A 17,622-nucleotide genomic window follows, 5' to 3' on the forward strand; every position below is an offset into this window, starting at 1 on the left:
GCCGGCCGCCGCGGCGGCCGGCCCGGACGTCCCGGACGTTCTCGATCAGGTGAGGTCGTACCGGTCGAGGTTCATCACCTTGTCCCACGCGGCGACGAAGTCGTGGACGAACTTCTCGCCCGCGTCGTCGCTCGCGTAGACCTCCGTGACGGCGCGCAGCTCGGAGTTGGCGCCGAAGACGAGGTCGGCGCGGCTCCCGGTCCACCTGAGCTGCCCCGAGGAGTCGCGGCCCTCGAAGGTCTCGGAGGTCATCGGGTCCTCGCCCGTCCCCTTCCACACCGTGCCCATGTCGAGCAGGTTCACGAAGAAGTCGGTGGTGAGCGCCCCGGGGTTGGCGGTGAGGACGCCGAGGGACGAGCCGTCGTAGTTGGCCCCGATGACGCGCAGGCCGCCGACGAGGACCGTCATCTCCGGCGGGGTCAGCGTGAGCAGGTTCGCCCTGTCGACCAGGAGGAACTCGCCCGGCAGGACGTTGCCCTTCTGGAGGAAGTTGCGGAACCCGTCGTGCGTCGGCTCCATCGCCTCGAAGGACTCGACGTCGGTCTCCTCCTGGGAGGCGTCCGTGCGTCCCGGCGTGAAGGGCACCTCGACGTCGTACCCGGCGGCCTTGGCGGCCTGCTCGACCCCGGCGCACCCGCCGAGCACGATCAGGTCCGCGATGGAGATCCGCTTGCCGCCGGTCTGCCCGGCGTTGAAGGCCTCCTGGACCTGCTCCAGGGTGCGCAGCACGCTCCGCAGCCCGTCGGGGTTGTTGACCTCCCAGCTGCGCTGCGGCTCCAGCCGGATGCGGGCGCCGTTGGCGCCGCCGCGCTTGTCGGTGCCGCGGAACGAGGCGGCCGACGCCCACGCGGTGGTGACGAGCTGGGCGACGGACAGCCCGGAGTCCAGCAGGCGGCGCTTGAGCTCCGCCACGTCCTGCGCGTCGACGAGCTCGTGGTCCACCGCCGGGACGGGGTCCTGCCAGATCAGCGTCTCGGACGGGATCTCGGGACCGACGTACCGCGAGACCGGGCCCATGTCGCGGTGGGTCAGCTTGAACCAGGCGCGGGCGAACGCGTCGGCGAACTCGTCCGGGTTCTCCAGGAAGCGCCGCGAGATCGGCTCGTAGATCGGGTCGAAGCGCAGCGAGAGGTCGGTCGTCAGCATCATCGGCTGGCGGTTCAGCGTGCCGTCCTCGGGGTCGGGGACGGTGTCGGCCCCCGCGCCGTCCTTCGGCCGCCACTGCTTCGCCCCGGCGGGGCTCTCGGTCAGCTCCCACTCGTACCCGAAGAGGATCTCGAAGAAGCTGTTGTCCCACGTGGTGGGCGTGGGCGTCCAGGTGACCTCAAGGCCGCTGGTGTAGGAGTCGCGGCCCTTGCCGGTGCCGTGCGTGCCCTTCCAGCCGAGGCCCATGTCCTCCAGCGGGGCGGCCTCGGGCTCGGCGCCGATGCTGTCGGCCGGCGCCGCGCCGTGCGTCTTGCCGAAGGTGTGGCCGCCGGCGATCAGCGCGACGGTCTCCTCGTCGTTCATCGCCATGCGGGCGAACGTCTCGCGGATGTCGCGCGCCGCGGCGACCGGGTCCGGGTTGCCGTTCGGGCCCTCCGGGTTGACGTAGATGAGGCCCATCTGCACCGCGGCCAGGGGCTTCTCCAGCTCGCGCTCGCCGCTGTAGCGCTCGTCGTCGAGCCAGGCGGTCTCGGGGCCCCAGAAGACGTCCTCCTCGGCCTCCCAGGCGTCCCGGCGGCCGCCGGCGAAGCCGAAGGTCTTCAGGCCCATGGTCTCCAGGGCGACGTTGCCGGCCAGGATCATCAGGTCGGCCCACGAGATCTTGCGGCCGTACTTCTTCTTGACCGGCCACAGCACGCGGCGGGCCTTGTCGAGGCTCGCGTTGTCCGGCCAGCTGTTGAGGGGCGCGAAGCGCTGCTGCCCCGCGCCGGCGCCGCCGCGGCCGTCACTGACGCGGTAGGTGCCCGCGCTGTGCCACGCCATGCGGATGATCAGCGGCCCGTAGTTGCCGAAGTCGGCGGGCCACCAGTCCTGCGAGTCCGTGAGCACGTGCGCGATGTCCTGCTTCACGGCGGCGAGGTCGAGGCTCTCGAACGCCTCGGCGTAGTTGAAGTCCGCGCCCAGCGGGTTGGACAGGGGCGGGTTCTTGCCGAGCAGCTTCAGGTTGAGCCGTTCCGGCCACCAGCCACGGTTGCCGCCACCCTGGGTCGGGTGGGGGGCGCGCTCGTGCGCGACCGGGCAGCCGCCACCGGCGGCGGCTTCGTTCTTCTCGGACATGTGATTCCTTCCAGGGCGACCGTGGGTGAATCAGGAACTGTGTGCGGTTGTGCAGTCGGGGCAGAGGCCCCAGTAGACGACCTCGGCCTCGTCGATCAGGTAGCCGTGGTCGTCGGAGGCCGTCAGGCAGGGCGCCTCGCCGACGGCGCAGTCGACGTCGGCGATGGCCCCGCAGGAGCGGCAGACGACGTGGTGGTGGTTGTCCCCGATCCGCGACTCGTAGCGGGCCACGGAACCGGACGGCTGGATGCGCCGCAGCAGGCCCGCCGCCGTCAGCGCGCGCAGCGAGTCGTAGACGGCCTGGTGGGACACCTTCGGAAGTACCTCGCGCACGGCGCCGATGACCGACTCCGTGTCGGCGTGCGGGTGCGCCACGACCGCGCCCAGCACCGCCAGCCGCGGGCGGGTCACGCTCAGGGCGGCCGCGCGCAGCATCTCGTGGAAGTCCAAGGAGCTGGCCACGCCCCCCAGACTGTCCCATTTTCTGGAATCAGTCAAGATATTGAATGAACCATGTTCAGGAAGATCGCTTCTTTACCCGCGCCGGCCCAGGGAGGGGTTCAGGCGAGCCTAGATCGGCCGGCCGGGCCGGTCACCTGGCGATGTTCGCCGTTGATCGCCGCTCTTTCCGGCGAGAGTTGCCGATTTCGAAGATCGCCAGAGCTGGTTCGGCGCGCGAGCTGGGGTGGTTGCCGGACGGCCGCGCGGCGCCCGCACCGGGGTCTTGCCGACGTCCCGGACGCTGGCTACCTTGACCCTAAATAGATAGGAAACCTTCCTGTCCAATACGTGAACGATCTCGGGGTTCGGGGGAATCCGCCGGCCTTCTCAAGCGATGGAGTGAGCCCTTGCGCCCCCGCTCTGCTCTCAGCGTCCTCGCCGCCCTGCTCCTCGTCCTCGCCCTCGCACCCGGCGCGCACGCCGCCGGCGCGGCGGCCGCGACCTTCACCAAGCCCTCCGACTGGGGCTCGGGGTGGGAGGGACGCTTCACGCTCATCAACGGCACCGACGCCGCGATCAACGGGTGGCGGGTCGAGTTCGACCTGCCGTCCGGGACGTCCGTCGGGTCCTACTGGGACGCGCTGCTGACGAAGAACGGGCAGCGCAGCACGTTCCAGAACCGCGATTACAACGCCGTCGTCCCGCCCGGAGGGTCCGTCACGTTCGGGTTCCTCGGGAACGGTCCTGGGAGCCCGCAGAACTGCACGTTCAACGGCGGTCCCTGCGAGGGCGGGCCGGGCGATCCCCCGGGCGGGCTCGGTGCCCCCGGCACGCCCACCGTCACCGGACGGACCGACACCTCGCTGACGCTGGCCTGGCAGGCCGGAAGCGGGACGCCCGCCGGGTACCGGGTCTACGAGGGCTCGGTCCTCAAGGAGACCGTCAGCGGCACCGCCGCCACGATCGGCGGGCTCGCCAGGTGCTCGACGCACGGCTACACGGTCAAGGCCTACGACGACAAGGGCGAGTCGCCCGCCAGCGCCGCCGTCACCGGCACGACCAGCGGGTGCGCGACCGGCCCGCTGCCCAGGCACTTCCTGACCGGCTACTGGCACGACTTCGTCAACCCGGCGCAGGAGCTCAGGCTCTCCCAGGTGCCGGACCAGTACGACCTGGTCGCCGTGGCCTTCGGCGAGGCGACCGGCCGGGCCGGCGAGGTCTCGTTCCGCGTCGACCCCGAGCTGTCCACGGCACTCGGCGGCTACACCGACGCCCAGTTCAAGGCCGACATCGCCGGCCTGCACGCTAAGGGCAAGAAGGTCATCCTGTCGGTCGGCGGCGAGAAGGGCGCCATCCGGGTCGCGGACGGCGCGTCCGCGCAACTGTTCGCCGACTCGGTCTCCGGGCTGATGACCCAGTACGGGTTCGACGGCGTCGACATCGACCTGGAGAACGGCCTCGACCCGACCTCCATGGAGCAGGCGCTGCGGGCGCTGCGCGCCAGGGCCGGAGCCGACCTGATCATCACGATGGCACCGCAGACGCTCGACATGCAGTCGACCGGCGCGGCGTACTTCCAGCTCGCGCTGAAGATCAAGGACATCCTCACCGTCGTCCACATGCAGTACTACAACTCGGGCGCGATGCTCGGCTGCGACCAGAAGGTCTACGGCCAGGGGACGGTCGACTTCATGACCGCGCTCGCCTGCATCCAGCTGGAGAACGGGCTGCGCCCCGACCAGGTGTCGCTCGGGCTCCCGGCCGGGCCGGGCGCGGCGGGCGGCGGCGTCGTGGCGCCCTCGGCGGTCGGCAACGCGCTGGACTGCCTCGCCAAGGGCACCGGCTGCGGCACGTTCACGCCGTCGCGCGCCTACCCCGACATCCGCGGCGCGATGACGTGGTCCATCAACTGGGACGTCACCAACGGCGGCGGCTTCGCCGGGACCGTCGGCCCGCACCTGGACACCCTGCCCTAGGGAGCCGGTCATGAAGAGGATCTTGGTTCTGGCGGCCGTGATCGCCGGACTGTCGGCCGGGGTCACGGCCCCGGCGCACGCGGACGGCATCCTGGCCAACGCCGGGTTCGAGAGCGGTTCGCTCAGCCCCTGGACGTGCGACGGCGGATCGGTCGTGACCAGCCCGGCGCGGACGGGCGGCCACGCACTCGCGGGCGGGGTGTCGGCCGGGAGCACCGGCCAGTGCACGCAGACCGTGAACGTGAGGGCGAACACCGCCTACACGCTGTCGGCCTGGGTGCGCGGCAGCTACGTCTACCTCGGCGTGACGGGCGGGACCTCCGTGTGGACGCCGTCCGCCGCCGACTTCACCAAGCTGTCGGTGACGTTCACGACCGGCGCCGACCAGACGTCCGTGCAGATCTACCTGCACGGCTGGTACGGCACCGGCGCTTACCACGCCGACGACGTCGCCCTCGACGGCCCCGGCGGCGAGCCCCAGCCGGGGGTGCCGGGCGCGCCCGAGGACCCGAAGGCCGGCGCCGTCACCGACGGCTCGATCGCCCTGCGCTGGGGGGCGTCGTCGGGGACGGTCACCGGCTACCGCGTCTACGAGGGCGGCGCGGTCAGGGCCGCGGTCCCCGGGACGAGCACCACCGTCTCGGGCCTGGCGGCGTGCAGCTCGCACACCTTCACGGTCACCGCCTACAACGACCTCGGCGAGTCGGCGAAGTCCGGGCCCGTCAGCGCGCGGACCGGCGGCTGCACCGGCAGCGGGCTGCCCGAGCACGCGCTCGTCGGCTACCTGCACGCGAGCTTCGCCAACGGCTCCGGCTACGTGCGCATGGCGGACGTCCCGGACGCGTGGGACATCATCGACCTGGCGTTCGGCGAGCCGACGTCGCCCACCTCCGGCGACATCCGGTTCACCCGCTGCCCGGCGGGCGAGTGCCCGAACGTGGAGAGCGACGAGGAGTTCATCGCGGCGATCCGCGCGAAGCAGGCGCAGGGCAAGAAGGTGCTGATCTCGATCGGCGGCCAGAACGGGCAGGTGCAGCTCACGACGGCGGCCGCGCGGGACGCGTTCGTCCGGTCCGTCTCGGCCATCATCGACAGGTACGGGCTGGACAGCCTGGACGTCGACTTCGAGGGCCACTCGCTCTACCTGAACGCGGGCGACACCGACTTCCGCGCCCCGACCACCCCGGTCATCGTCAACCTCATCTCGGCCCTGAAGTCGCTGAAGGCCGAGTACGGCGCCGAGTTCGTCCTGACGATGGCGCCCGAGACGTTCTTCGTCCAGGTCGGGCACCAGTTCTACGGCGGCGCGGGCGGCGGCGACAACCGGACGGGCGCGTACCTGCCGGTGATCGACGCGATGCGGGACGACCTGACCGTCCTGCACGTCCAGGACTACAACTCCGGCCCGGTGATGGGCCTGGACGGCCAGTACCACACCATGGGCGGCGCCGACTTCCACATCGCGATGACCGACATGGTGAAGGCCGGGTTCCCGGTCGCGGGCACCGGTCGCACGTTCCCGGGGCTGCGTCCCGACCAGATCGCGGTCGGCCTGCCCGCCGCGGTCAGCGCCGGCAACGGGCACACGCCGCCCGCCCAGGTGCAGCAGGCCGTGACCTGCCTGGTCAAGGGGCAGGGCTGCGGCTCCTACACGCTGCGCGGCGGGACGTCCCCCGACCTGCGCGGGCTGATGACGTGGTCGATCAACTGGGACCGCTACTACGGCTGGGAGTTCATGAACAGCCACGAGCCCTTCCTGAACGGCCTCCCCTGACGGTCCTTCCCCGACGCCCCGCCTCCTTCACCGGAGCCCACCCCCACCGGAAGGAAACCCATGCGATCGACCCGCAGGAAGGCCGCGGCCGCGGCGGCGGCCGCCGTGCCGGCCGCGTCCGCGCTGGCCGTGCTCGGCACGGCGACCGCCGCGAGCGCGCACGGCACGATGTCCGACCCGCCCAGCCGCGTGTACGTGTGCAACCAGGAGGGTCCGGAGAGCCCGGAGTCGGACGCCTGCAAGGCGGCCGTCGCGGCCGGCGGCACGCAGGCCTTCTACGACTGGAACGAGGTGTCGCTGCTGGACGCGGGCGGACGGCACCGGGAGATCATCCCGGACGGGCAGCTGTGCAGTGCCGGGCGGGCCAAGTACCGGGGCCTGGACCTCCGGCGCGCGGACTGGCCCGCCAAGCCGATGAGGGCGGGCCGGCAGACCATCACCTACCGCGCGTCCGCGCCGCACGGGGACAGCAACTTCGATTTCCTCATCACCCGCGAGGGCTGGGACCCGACGCAGCCGCTGCGGTGGGGCGACCTCGTCCCGCTGGCCGGTTTCACGCACCAGAACCCGTCCGAGTACACCGGCTGGACGCTGGACATCCCGCCGCGGACGGGCCGCCACATCCTGTACTCGATCTGGCAGCGGGTGCTGGGCAGCCAGGAGGCGTTCTACACCTGCTCCGACGTCGACTTCGGAGGGACCGGCGACCCGACGCCGACCCCCACCCCGACGCCGACTCCCACGCCCACCGAGACCCCGTCCCCCACACCGACCCCCACGCCGACCGGGACGCCGGGCGGAACGTGGAAGGCGGGGACGTCCTATGCCGCGGGCGACCGGGTGACCTATGGCGGCGCGACCTACGCGTGCCGCCAGGCGCACACGGCGATCGCCGGATGGGAGCCCCCGACCACGGCCGCGCTCTGGCAGCCGGCCTGACGGGCCGGCCACGATGAGGCGCGGCCTGACGACGTCCGGCTCGCTGGCGCTGGTCGCCGCGTGCGTCGTCCTGCTCGCGGTCCAGTGCGGGGCCGGCGGCGGTCCGCCGTCGCCGGTCCCCGTGCGGGCGCGCGGTGGGACCGGGTTCAACTCCACCGACGTCATGTTCCTGCAGATGATGGTCCCGCATCAGGGCCAGGGCGTGAAGCTCGCCCGGATCGCCCGCGGGCGTCCCGTCCGTCCCGAGGTCGCGACGCTGGCCGCGGCGATCGAGACGACGCAACTCGCCGAGATCAGGGACATGGCGGGACGGCTGCGGGCCTGGCACCGGCCGCCGGCGGCGGACCCGCACTCCCACGAGCACGACCCGCACGGCGGGATGCCCGCGACCACCGACGCCGAACTGAAGGCGCTGGCGAGGACGCCGCCGGACCGGTTCGAGCGCGCGTTCCTCGACCTGCTGATCGCCCACCAGGACGACGCCGTCCAGCTGGCGCGGCTGGAGACCGGCGGGGGCGAGGACGCGTGGACGAGGCGGCTCGCGCGGCGCGTCGACGGCTCCCGCTCGGCCGAGATCGGCCAGATGCTGACGCTCCTCGGTTCCCCGACCCCGAAGAACCACCCCCAGAAGTAGGTGTTCGGCATGCGCAGATCAACCGGAATCCTTCTGACCTTCGTGGTCGTGGCGGCGCTGGCCGTCGCGCCCGCGCGGGCGGCCGACAGGCTGACGGCGGCCTTCAGCCTGTCCGGCACGACCGGCAAGTACGTGGTCGGCAACCCCGGGTCCGCCGACGTCAGCGGCTGGAAGCTCGTGTTCGGGCTGCCCGCCGGGGTGACGGCGAGCAACCCGCAGAACGCCGTGCTGGCGCAGAACGGCACGAAGGTGACGCTGACCCCGGCGTTCTACATCAACACGGTCAAGGCGGGCGGGAGCACCGAGCCCTACAGCCCGACGTTCACGCTCAGCTCCGCCGCCCAGCCGACGAGCTGCACGCTGAACGGCGCGAACTGCGACGGGACGGGTGAGCCCCCGCCCGCGCCCGCGGGCGTCACCGCGGAGTACACGGTCAGCGGGTCCCAGGCCAAGGTCGTCGTCGCGAACCACACCGGCGCGCCGATCAGCAACTGGTCCGTCGTCTTCGACCTCCCGGCCGGCGTGACCGCGAGCAACGCCGGCAACGGGACGGTCGGCCAGAGCGGCACCACGGTCACCCTCACCCCCGTCCACTACAACTCCACGATCGGAGCCGGGCGGACGACCGAGCCCTACAGCCCGACGTTCACCGTCAGCAAGTCCGGCGCCGAGCCGACGAGCTGCCGCGTCAACGACGTCAACTGCGACGGGACCCCCGACGCGCCGCCGAGCGCGCCCGGTGGCCTGAAGTCCACGGTCAGGACCACCAAGACCGTCTCGCTGGCCTGGGACGCGGCGAAGCCCGGGAGCCTGCCGGTCACCGCGTACGAGGTCTACACCGGGTCGACGCTCGCGAGCACCGTCCCCGAGACGAACGCCACGGTCACCGGCCTCACCCCGAACACCGAGTACACGTTCACGGTGAAGGCCCGCGACCGGAAGGGGAACCTGTCCCCCGCCGGGGGGCCCATCACCGTCAGGACCAACGACCCAGCGGCCGACACGCAGGCGCCGACCGTCCCGTCCGGGCTGCACAGCACCGGCAAGGACTCCTCCGGCGTGAAGCTCGCGTGGACGGCCTCGACCGACAACACCGGCGTCGCGAACTACGACGTGCTGGTGGACGGGAAGGTCGCCACGACCGCGGCCGGCACGAGCGCCACGGTCGCGGGCCTGTCGCCGTCCACCGAGTACGCGTTCGCCGTCCGGGCGCGCGACCTGTACGACAACATGTCGGCGGCGAGCGCGGCGGTGAAGGTGAAGACCGACGACGTGGTCGCAGACGGCTACGCGCGCGTCGGCTACTTCGTCCAGTGGGGCATCTACGGCCGCCAGTACTTCGTGAAGAACCTGGACACCACCGGCAACGCCGCCCGCCTCACCCACATCAACTACGCGTTCGCGAACGTCGACCCGGTCAACCTGACATGCCTGCAGGGCGTGACGAAGGGCACCACGTCCGACCCGCAGGACCCGAGCCAGGGCGACGGAGCGGGCGACGCCGAGGCCGACTACGGGCGCCCGTTCAGCGCCGCGCAGTCGGTGGACGGCGTGGCCGACACGGGCTGGGAGAAGCTGCGCGGCAACTACAACCAGCTGAAGAAGCTCAAGGCCAAGTACCCGAAGCTGAAGGTGCTGATCTCGATCGGCGGCTGGACGTACTCCAAGTACTTCTCCGACGTTGCCAGGACCGACGCGTCCCGCAAGAAGTTCGCCGCGTCCTGCATCGACACCTACATCAAGGGCAACCTGCCCGACTACAACGGCGCGGGCGGGCCCGGCACGGCCGCCGGGATCTTCGACGGCATCGACCTCGACTGGGAGTGGCCGGGCGCCGAGGGCCACGCCGGCAACCACGTCGGCCCGGACGACAAGCACAACAACACGCTGCTCATCGCCGAGTTCCGCCGCCAGCTCGACGAGCTGACCAGGTCGACCGGCAGGCGGTACCTGCTGTCGGCGTTCACCCCCGCCGACCCGGCGAAGATCGACGCAGGCTGGGAACTGGCGGAGGTCGCCAAGTCCATGGACATCTTCAACGTCCAGGGCTACGACTTCCACGGCGCGGGCAGCGACAACTCCTGGGAGCCCAACAGGACGGGCCACCAGGGCAACCTCTACACCGACCCCGACGACCCGTACTCGTTCCACTTCAGCGTCGAGAACGCGGTCAAGCCGTACCTGGACGCCGGGGTGGACCCGCGCAAGCTGACGCTCGGCCTCGCCTACTACGGCCGCGGCTGGCAGAACGTGACCGACGGCGGCAAGAGCGGCGAATGGCAGGACGCCAAGGGCGCGGCGCCCGGCCAGTTCCAGGAGGAGGCCGGAACGCGCGGCTACGGCAACCTGATCGCGGGCGTGCCCAACTGCAGGATCGTCCACGACGAGCAGGCGGTGGCGACGTCCTGCTACACCGGCGACAACGGCCAGTGGTGGACCTTCGACGACGCCTGGTCCATCCAGAAGAAGACCGCCTGGCTGCGGAGCAAGAACCTGCTCGGCGCCATGATCTGGGAGATGTCCGGCGACCCGGGCGTCCTGACCAAGGCCCTCGACGACGGCCTGAAATGAACGGGCCCGAGATGACGGCCTGAGCTGACGGCCTGAGCCCGTCCCGTCCCCGATCCCAGGGCCGGCGTCGCTGCCCCGCTCGCGGCGCCGGCCCTGTTCCATGCTCAGATCAGCGGGTCATCTCCGGCTCGGGCGTGCCGGGGAGGCCGGCGGTCCCGCGTGCGTCTGGCGCGGAGACGGGGATCACGCGGGGCCGCCGGTGTCTCCGGCGGGAACCGTTCATCACCTGGGGCTGGGGGCGCAGCCGCTGGAGCCGGCCTCCTCGCCTCCGTGTCCCCGGGTGCACACCCAACCCTAGAAGGTTGTTGGCGCTGCGGCAATAGCTTATTGGCGTTCCGCCAATAAGCTCGACGGCAAGGCGCCCTCACCAGCGGTCGAGGTGGAGGATCTCCTCCAGCGGTACCCGTGGGGCCGGGCGGAAGGTGTCGCCGGTGTAGTAGGCGGTCGGGATGAGCGCGCCCTGCCGGACGTCCTCGGGCAGGCCGAGCAGCTCGGCGACCTCCCGCTCGTACGTCAGGTGCAGGGACGTCCACGCGGTGCCGAGCCCGCGGGCACGTGCCGCGAGGGAGTAGTTCCAGACGGCGGGCAGCAGCGAGCCCCACAGACCTGCCTGGTTGCCCTCCGGCAGCCGCCCGCCGGGCACGCGCAGGCACGGGACCACCAGGACCGGGACGTCGCCCATGCGGTCGGCCAGGTGGGCGGCGCTCTCCCCGACGCGGCGCTGCACTTCGGCGCGCTCCGGGTCGTCCTGGTACTGCCCGCCGCCGGCGCCGCCCGCCTGCGCGTAGGCGGCGAACGCGCGCCGGTAGTACTCGCCGATCGCCGCGCGCATCTCGGGGTCGGTGACGACGACCCACTGCCAGCCCTGCCGGTTGCTGCCGCTCGGCGCCTGCACGGCGATCTCCAGGCACTCGCGGACCAGCTCCAGGGGGACGGGACGGTCGAGGTCGAGTCGCTTGCGCACGGTACGCGTCGTGGTCAGCAGCTCGTCCGGGCTCAGCGGCAGCGTGGTCGTGCCCTCGTCAGTCGTCATGCCCACCATCGTCCCCAGACGCCCCCGGGCTACCCGCTGCGGGTGGCGCGATCACTCGGGGACGAGTCGGTCGGTGTCGATGACCGGATTGAGGAAGACGTCCTTCGCCTCCTGCGGAGTGAGGCCGGTGCGGCCGGTGAGGTCGTTGCGCGCGTCGGTGAACCGGAACCGGTAGCCGCCGGGCGGCAGGTGGCCGATCTCCCACCAGTTGCCGTCGAGGTCCTTGAGGTAGAAGGAGTAGACGCCGTGCTGGCGGACGGGTCTGTTGAGCTCCTTGACCCCGTACTCCTCGCCGACCTCCGCCATCGCGCGGTACGCCTCGCCCACTTCCTCGTCGCTGCCCACGTCGATTCCGTTGTGGTAGAGCAGCGGCATGTCGGGGCGGTCGGGCCTGGACTCCACGCACACGTACGTGTGGTCGCCGCCGAGCCTGGCGTAGAGGACCGCCGTCATCGGCTGGACGACCTCCAGGCCGAGCACCTCCTCGTAGAAGCGCCGGGTGGCCGCCACATCAGTGATCTTGAGTGTGCCGTGCGAAAGGAAACGCGACCTGATCGCGGCCTCCTTGGTCGAGCGATGCGTGATCCCCGGCATTGCCCCTCCAATCCGCCGCTTTCCGAGCGGCGAGCGAGAAATGTTTCTCATCCATTTCACGGCAGAAATGCGATTAACGGAAGCCCTGCGTTCGATGGTGGAGATGGGGCGAGAGCTACTAGTCTGTCGGAATGATTCCCGCTTTGGGTGTTTCCCCCGCATCGTCCAGGCTTGGGTGGCTCGATGCGCTGCGGGGGGCCGCGGCCCTGGCGGTGGCACTGCACCACGCGAGCTACGTGTACCTGCCCGACCTCCGGGTGCGAATCGCCGGCTGGTTCGATCCCGGCCTGTTCGGCGTGCTGGTGTTCTTCCTGGTCAGCGGCTACATCGTGCCCGCCTCGCTGGAACGGCGCGGCAACGTGCGCGGGTTCTGGGTCGGCCGGTTCTTCCGCATCTACCCGCTGCTGGCGGTGACCTGCTTCCTCGGCGTCCTGCCGTTCCTGCTGGGCGTGCTCGGACTCCGGGCGGGGTTGGAGCAGTACTCCCCCGCGACCGCCGTCCTGGCGCACATGACGATGCTGCAGGACGTCCTGAACGTGCCGAACGCGATGAACGTGCTGTGGACGCTGTCCTACGAGATGGCCTTCTACCTGCTGGTCGTCGCACTGTTCGTCGTCGGCGGGCACCGCCGCTCGGCGCCGGCCGCCGTCGTCCTCACGGTGGTCGCGCTGGTGGCGGTCGCGCTGACGGCGTGCGGGCTGCTGACGGGCGCGTACGCCCCCGCCGCGCTGCTGTCGCGCACCGCCGGGACGGGCCCCGTGGTCGCGGTGACGGTGGCCGCCCTGGCGGTGGCGATCCCGGCGGCGTCGTCCCGGCGTCCCGCGCCGCGCGTCGCGGGCGGGCTGCTCGGCGGGCTGCTCGCCCTCGTGCTGGTCGCGGTCAACGGCCGCCTCGGCGCCTGGGAGGGCCTGCTCATGCTGGCGGCCATGTTCATGGGCACCGCCGTGCACCGCGCCGAGCACGGCCAGATCTCGCGGCGCGCGGCCGGTGCGACGGGCGCGGCGGTCCTGACCGGAGCGCTCGCCGCCGGGACGTGGAACGCGGCCCCCTACGGGCGCACCGCCCAGCTCGTGTGGTGCGGCGCGGTCCTGGCGGCGGCCGCGGCGTTCGCGGCCGGGTGGCGGCTCCGGCACCGGCGCTTTCCCGCCTGGACGACCGGTCTCGGCACCATCAGCTTCTCGGTCTACCTGCTGCATCCGCTGCTGCTCATGGCGGCCGCGCAATTCCTCGGCGTTTCCGGACGCGAGGACGCGGTCGGCATCGTCTTCTTCCTTCTCGTTCTGATCGCGGCGAGCTGGGCCTCGCAGCGCTGGATCGAGGCGCCGGCGCAACGGCTGGGAAAGCGCCTGGCCCGCCCGTCCGCGCCGGACACGCGGCTGGAACAGCACGCCCTCGCCTCCTGACCAGCGTGGTCGATCGGCCGGAAGCGCTTAATCGAGTGCAGTGATTTATGGCGCTCTGTCACCATGGCCCGGTGAACATCTGGCTTGAGGCATTGGTCGTCCGGCACACGCATCGCATTCCCGCGCCGTCCGGTCCGTCCGGAGAGGGAGCGGCGGTGGCGCGGCAGTTCGACGCCGCGTTGATGTCGGCCGGCTTCAAGCTGTCCGGGGACGTCCTGCGTGCCCTGTCGGGGCTGTCCGCGCAGACCGTCCGGAGTGTCGCGGTGCGCACGCTCGCGAACGTCCGCGAGATGGCGGGCGACCACGTCCAGCACAACACCTACTTCCGCGACTTCCCCGACAGCGTGCCCGACACCCTGGACTTCTGGCTCGGGCTCCTTCACGAGACGCTGCGGGACGCGAAGCTCGCGCCGGCGGCCCGCGAGGCGCAGCGAGGCGGCGTCCTCGATCTGCTCACGCTCAAGGGCTACGGCCGCTACCAGCACACCTACGAGGAGATGCTGGCGGCGCAGGACGAACTGGTCGCCGCCGCGGGCGACCGGGTGACCGTCCTGCACCTCGGGCGCGCCCTCGCCGAGGAGGCCGCGGAGCTGTACCTGCGGCTCGCGGAGAGCACCACGCCGCTGGGCGAGGAGGACCTGGAGACGCTCGGGAAGCTGGCCGCGCACCACGCCTCGGGACCGCACCCCGCGCGGATCCCCGTCCGGGAGAACCGCGCCGTCGTCAACCGGGTCCGACTGGCGCTGGGCGCCGACCTGCTCGTCGACACGGTCACCGACGTGCTGCGCCTGGCGTGCGCGCTGTCGGACGGCGACGTCACCCTCCAGGAGCCCACGCGGTTCGTGTCGATGCCGCGTCCCACGCGCCGGGCGCTGCTCGCCGCGCTCGACGGCGTGGTCCGCGACGACCCCGGCAGGCTCGGCGACGTCGCCGCCCGGCGCGAGCCGTGGAAGCGGCTCGGCGAGCGGCTCCACCCGTACGAGTACCCGAAGTGGCCTGGGGCGGCGGACGTGTTCGCGGTCGCGCGCGGCGAGAAGAAGGCGCCGTCGTTCGCGTCGCGCTTCGAGGCGCGGCTGGCCTGCGGCGACGTCGCAGGCGCCGCGTGCGTGGGGGCGGGCGCGCCCGGGATGCTGTTCCGGTCCCTGGACCGGCTGCTGCGCCTCGCGCCGGACTCCCAGGATGCGGTGCTGGCCACGGCCGAGTCCGTGGCCGGCCGGGTCTCGGGCCGGGTACTGCTGTCGGTGCGGGAGCACCTGCTCAACCGCGCCGCCGAGACCGGACGGACACGGCTGTTCGCCAACCGGCTCGGACGCGGCGTCACCCTGCCCGACACCCGCCCGCCCCTGGACCCGGACGCGGCGGAGCGGCTCTCGGCGCTGCTGGACGAGGAGATCCGCGGCCGCCTCCCGTCCGTCGGCCGGCTGGTCGTCGATCCCGACGTGCTCGACGTCGCGCTGCCGCTCAGCGGGAAGGCCGCCGGGAAGGGGCTCGGCGTCCTGCCGCGCGGCTCGGTGACGCCCGTCGACGGCGGGCTGCTGCGGTTCTTCGTCTACTGGCGGCAGCGCGAGCGCAGGACGGACTTCGACCTCTCTGTGCTCATGCTCGGCGAGGACTACGGCCACCCCGAATGGATCTCCTACACCAACCTCAAGTCCGTGGCGGGAGAGCATTCCGGCGACATCACCGACGCCCCCGAAGGCGCCTCGGAGTTCATCAACCTGACCCTGGCCAAGGTCGAGGCCCGGTTCATCGTCCCGCAGGTGGACATCTTTTCCGGGGAAGGGTTCGATCAGGTCGAGGAGTCGTTCTTCGGGTTCATGCTGCGCGACGGGGAGCAGAAGGGGCGCCCCTTCGAGGCGCGGACCGTCCGGATGAAGTCGGAGCTGCGCGGGCCGGGCCGGGTCGCACTGCCGATGGTGTTCCTGCGCGGGGACGACGGCCGGTGGCGCGCCAAGTGGCTGCACCTGCACCTGCAGGGCGCGCCGGAGTTCAACCGGGTGGAGGACAACCGCGTGACGACGGCGGAACTGCTGCGCGGCATCGTGGAGCGCCGCTACCTCACCGTCCGCCACCTGGTGGACCTGCTCGACGCCGGGGAGACCACCCGCTGGGACGGCACGGCGCCCGGCGAACCGGTCACCTACATCGGCCTGGAACGCCCGGACGGCCTGCACGAGGGCTCCACGGTGTACACGCCGGAAAATCTGAGTGACCTGATCCCGGCCTGACTGATAAAGTCGGCATACGAGGCCATGAAAGGGCTTCCTTCTCATCTCTCAAATGGCACCAGCCCTTTCGCTTTCCTCGCTTTGACAGAGACGGGCGCACCTTCCGGTGCGCCCGTTCTGTTATCGGTCGGCTGGTCGGCCCCGGGGCCCCGCGTCACGCGATCGCCTCCTCCCCCTCCTCCTCGGACTGAGACGCCCGGTGGGGCCGCGGCAGGAACGGGACGATGGCCGTGCCGGCGGTGGTGATGACGGCCGCGACGAGGAAGGCGGCCGAGTAGCCGTCCGCCAGGTCCGGCCCGGCGTGCGCCGCGGCGGTGCCGAGGACGGTGAGGCCGATCGCGCCGCCGATCGTGCGGGAGGTGTTGACGACGCCCGCGACCGCGCCCGCCTCGGAGGAGTCCGCGCCGCTGGTCGACGCCTCCACCAGCGGGGTCATCAGGAGGCCGAAGCCGAGGGCCATGGTCGCGCCCGGACCGAGGATCGCGGTGACGAACGTTCCGTCGGCGTCCAGCACGAGGCTCTGCCAGGCGAACCCGGCCGCGGCCATCACCCCGCCGATGCCGGCGAGGCTCCGGGCGCCCATCCGGGCCATCAGGGGCGGCGCGAGCCGCGAGCCGATGATGATCCCCGCCGTGTGCGGCAGGAACGACAGGCCGGTCCGGACCGCGCTGTAGTGCAGGACGTTCTGCATGTAGAGCGACAGGAAGTACCAGAGCGCGAAGCCCGCCATCGTCCCGACGAGGGTCGCGAGGTTGCCGACCGCGACGCTGCGCAGCCGGAACAGGCGCAACTTCACGAGCGGCTCGGCGGTGCGCGCCTCGACGGCGACGAACGCGGCGAGCAGGGCGATGCCGGCGGCGAGCGGGATCCCACCCCTCCAGCCGTGGTCCCCCGTCTCGCCGATGCCGAACGCGAGCAGGCCCACGCCCGCGGTGACGAGGACGGCGCCGGGCAGGTCGAGGCGTCGGCGCCCGGCCGCGTCGGCCTCGCCGCCCAGCCAGCGGGCCGCGATGACGGCGACGACCGCGCCGACCGGGACGTTGATCAGCAGCACCCAGCGCCAGCTCAGGTAGTCGGTCAGCAGTCCGCCGACGAGGCCGCCGGTCGCGCCGCCCGCGGTGCCGACGGCCGTCCACATGGCGATCGCCTTGGTCCGCGCCGGGCCCTCGGGGAACGTCCCGGTGATGAGCGACAACGTGACGGGCGCGAGGATGGCCGCGCCGAGGCCCTGGAACGCGCGGGCGCCGATCAGCATGGCGCCGTCCTGCGCGAACCCGCCGGCGAGGCTGGCGACGGTGAACAGCCCGAGGCCGGTGATGAAGACGCGCTTGCGGCCGAACAGGTCGGCGGCGCGCCCGCCGAGGAGGAGGAACCCGGCGAAGGTCAGCGAGTAGGCGTTGACGACCCACTGCAGGCCGGTCGCGCCGAGGCCGAGGCCCTCGCGGATGTGCGGCAGGGCGACGTTGACGACGGAGATGTCGAGGACGACGAGGAACTGGCCGATCGACGCGGCGAGCAGCGCGGCCCAGCCCGGGGTCGTCGCCCTGGCCGGCCGCGCCGTCGCCTGCGCGGTGAGTTCTGCGGTCATGCGTCCATGCTGGTCGCCGGGGCGGCCGGCCGCGTCGGTCTGCGGTCCCGATCGGCGAGGTCCGATCGGCCTAGGACCAGGTGAGGCGCGGCGGCGCGTCCGGACGGACGTCCAGACCTGGCGCGGGACGCCTCGGGTATGAGATGAATCTCCTCGACGCAAGCGGGTACCGGATGCTT

12 protein-coding genes are annotated in these 17,622 nt (G+C 71.9%); 7 read left to right on the plus strand and 5 right to left on the minus strand.

Annotation, left to right across the window (positions count from 1 at the left end):
* Nucleotides 1-45: 45 nt before the first annotated feature.
* Nucleotides 46-2,262 (minus strand): catalase/peroxidase HPI, encoded by a 2,217-nt coding sequence (katG, locus tag AB0H37_RS02080; RefSeq protein WP_360610745.1) that lies wholly within the window; start codon nt 2,260-2,262, stop codon nt 46-48.
* 30 nt (nt 2,263-2,292) lie between these two features.
* Nucleotides 2,293-2,724: a Fur family transcriptional regulator gene (locus tag AB0H37_RS02085; protein ID WP_329086863.1), complete on the minus strand. Its 432-nt coding sequence runs from the start codon at nt 2,722-2,724 to the stop codon at nt 2,293-2,295.
* A gap of 386 nt (nt 2,725-3,110) precedes the next feature.
* Here AB0H37_RS02085 and AB0H37_RS02090 point away from each other — a divergent pair, with 386 nt between their 5' ends.
* The 5 genes from AB0H37_RS02090 to AB0H37_RS02110 are packed head-to-tail and all read left to right on the plus strand — an operon-like array spanning nt 3,111 to nt 10,597.
* Nucleotides 3,111-4,679 carry a glycosyl hydrolase family 18 protein gene (locus tag AB0H37_RS02090; RefSeq protein WP_360610747.1) on the plus strand — a complete coding sequence of 523 codons (1,569 nt, stop codon included), beginning with the start codon at nt 3,111-3,113 and terminating at the stop codon, nt 4,677-4,679.
* Nucleotides 4,680-4,689: 10 nt separating this feature from the next.
* Nucleotides 4,690-6,453 carry a glycoside hydrolase family 18 protein gene (locus AB0H37_RS02095; RefSeq protein ID WP_360610749.1) on the plus strand — a complete coding sequence of 588 codons (1,764 nt, stop codon included), beginning with the start codon at nt 4,690-4,692 and terminating at the stop codon, nt 6,451-6,453.
* Between the two features lie 60 nt (nt 6,454-6,513).
* The gene (locus AB0H37_RS02100) at nt 6,514-7,392 is read left to right on the plus strand and encodes a lytic polysaccharide monooxygenase (RefSeq protein ID WP_360610751.1); all 879 of its coding nucleotides are present in this window, start codon (nt 6,514-6,516) and stop codon (nt 7,390-7,392) included.
* A 13-nt stretch (nt 7,393-7,405) separates the two neighbouring features.
* On the plus strand, nt 7,406-8,026 hold the full coding sequence (locus tag AB0H37_RS02105) for a DUF305 domain-containing protein (RefSeq protein ID WP_360610753.1): 621 nt from the start codon (nt 7,406-7,408) through the stop codon (nt 8,024-8,026).
* Nucleotides 8,027-8,035: 9 nt separating this feature from the next.
* Nucleotides 8,036-10,597: a glycosyl hydrolase family 18 protein gene (locus AB0H37_RS02110; RefSeq protein ID WP_360610755.1), complete on the plus strand. Its 2,562-nt coding sequence runs from the start codon at nt 8,036-8,038 to the stop codon at nt 10,595-10,597.
* A 364-nt stretch (nt 10,598-10,961) separates the two neighbouring features.
* Here the strand turns inward: AB0H37_RS02110 and AB0H37_RS02115 are convergent, their stop codons facing one another.
* Nucleotides 10,962-11,630 carry a nitroreductase family protein gene (locus tag AB0H37_RS02115; RefSeq protein ID WP_179836926.1) on the minus strand — a complete coding sequence of 223 codons (669 nt, stop codon included), beginning with the start codon at nt 11,628-11,630 and terminating at the stop codon, nt 10,962-10,964.
* Between the two features lie 51 nt (nt 11,631-11,681).
* Nucleotides 11,682-12,224, minus strand: coding sequence for a VOC family protein (locus AB0H37_RS02120; RefSeq protein ID WP_360610757.1), 543 nt, complete (start codon nt 12,222-12,224; stop codon nt 11,682-11,684).
* 131 nt (nt 12,225-12,355) lie between these two features.
* Between AB0H37_RS02120 and AB0H37_RS02125 the strand changes: the two genes are divergently transcribed.
* A complete protein-coding gene (locus tag AB0H37_RS02125; RefSeq protein WP_360610759.1) occupies nt 12,356-13,627 on the plus strand; it encodes an acyltransferase in 1,272 nt (423 codons plus the stop codon).
* Nucleotides 13,628-13,698: 71 nt separating this feature from the next.
* Complete coding sequence (locus tag AB0H37_RS02130) at nt 13,699-15,855, plus strand: TerD family protein (protein WP_360610761.1); 2,157 nt, start codon at nt 13,699-13,701, stop codon at nt 15,853-15,855.
* 154 nt (nt 15,856-16,009) lie between these two features.
* Here the strand turns inward: AB0H37_RS02130 and AB0H37_RS02135 are convergent, their stop codons facing one another.
* A complete protein-coding gene (locus AB0H37_RS02135; protein ID WP_360610763.1) occupies nt 16,010-17,443 on the minus strand; it encodes an MFS transporter in 1,434 nt (477 codons plus the stop codon).
* Nucleotides 17,444-17,622: the final 179 nt, after the last annotated feature.

The sequence above is a fragment of the Actinomadura sp. NPDC023710 genome (genome assembly GCF_040639875.1).
Classification (GTDB): Bacteria; Actinomycetota; Actinomycetes; order Streptosporangiales; family Streptosporangiaceae; genus Spirillospora; species Spirillospora citrea.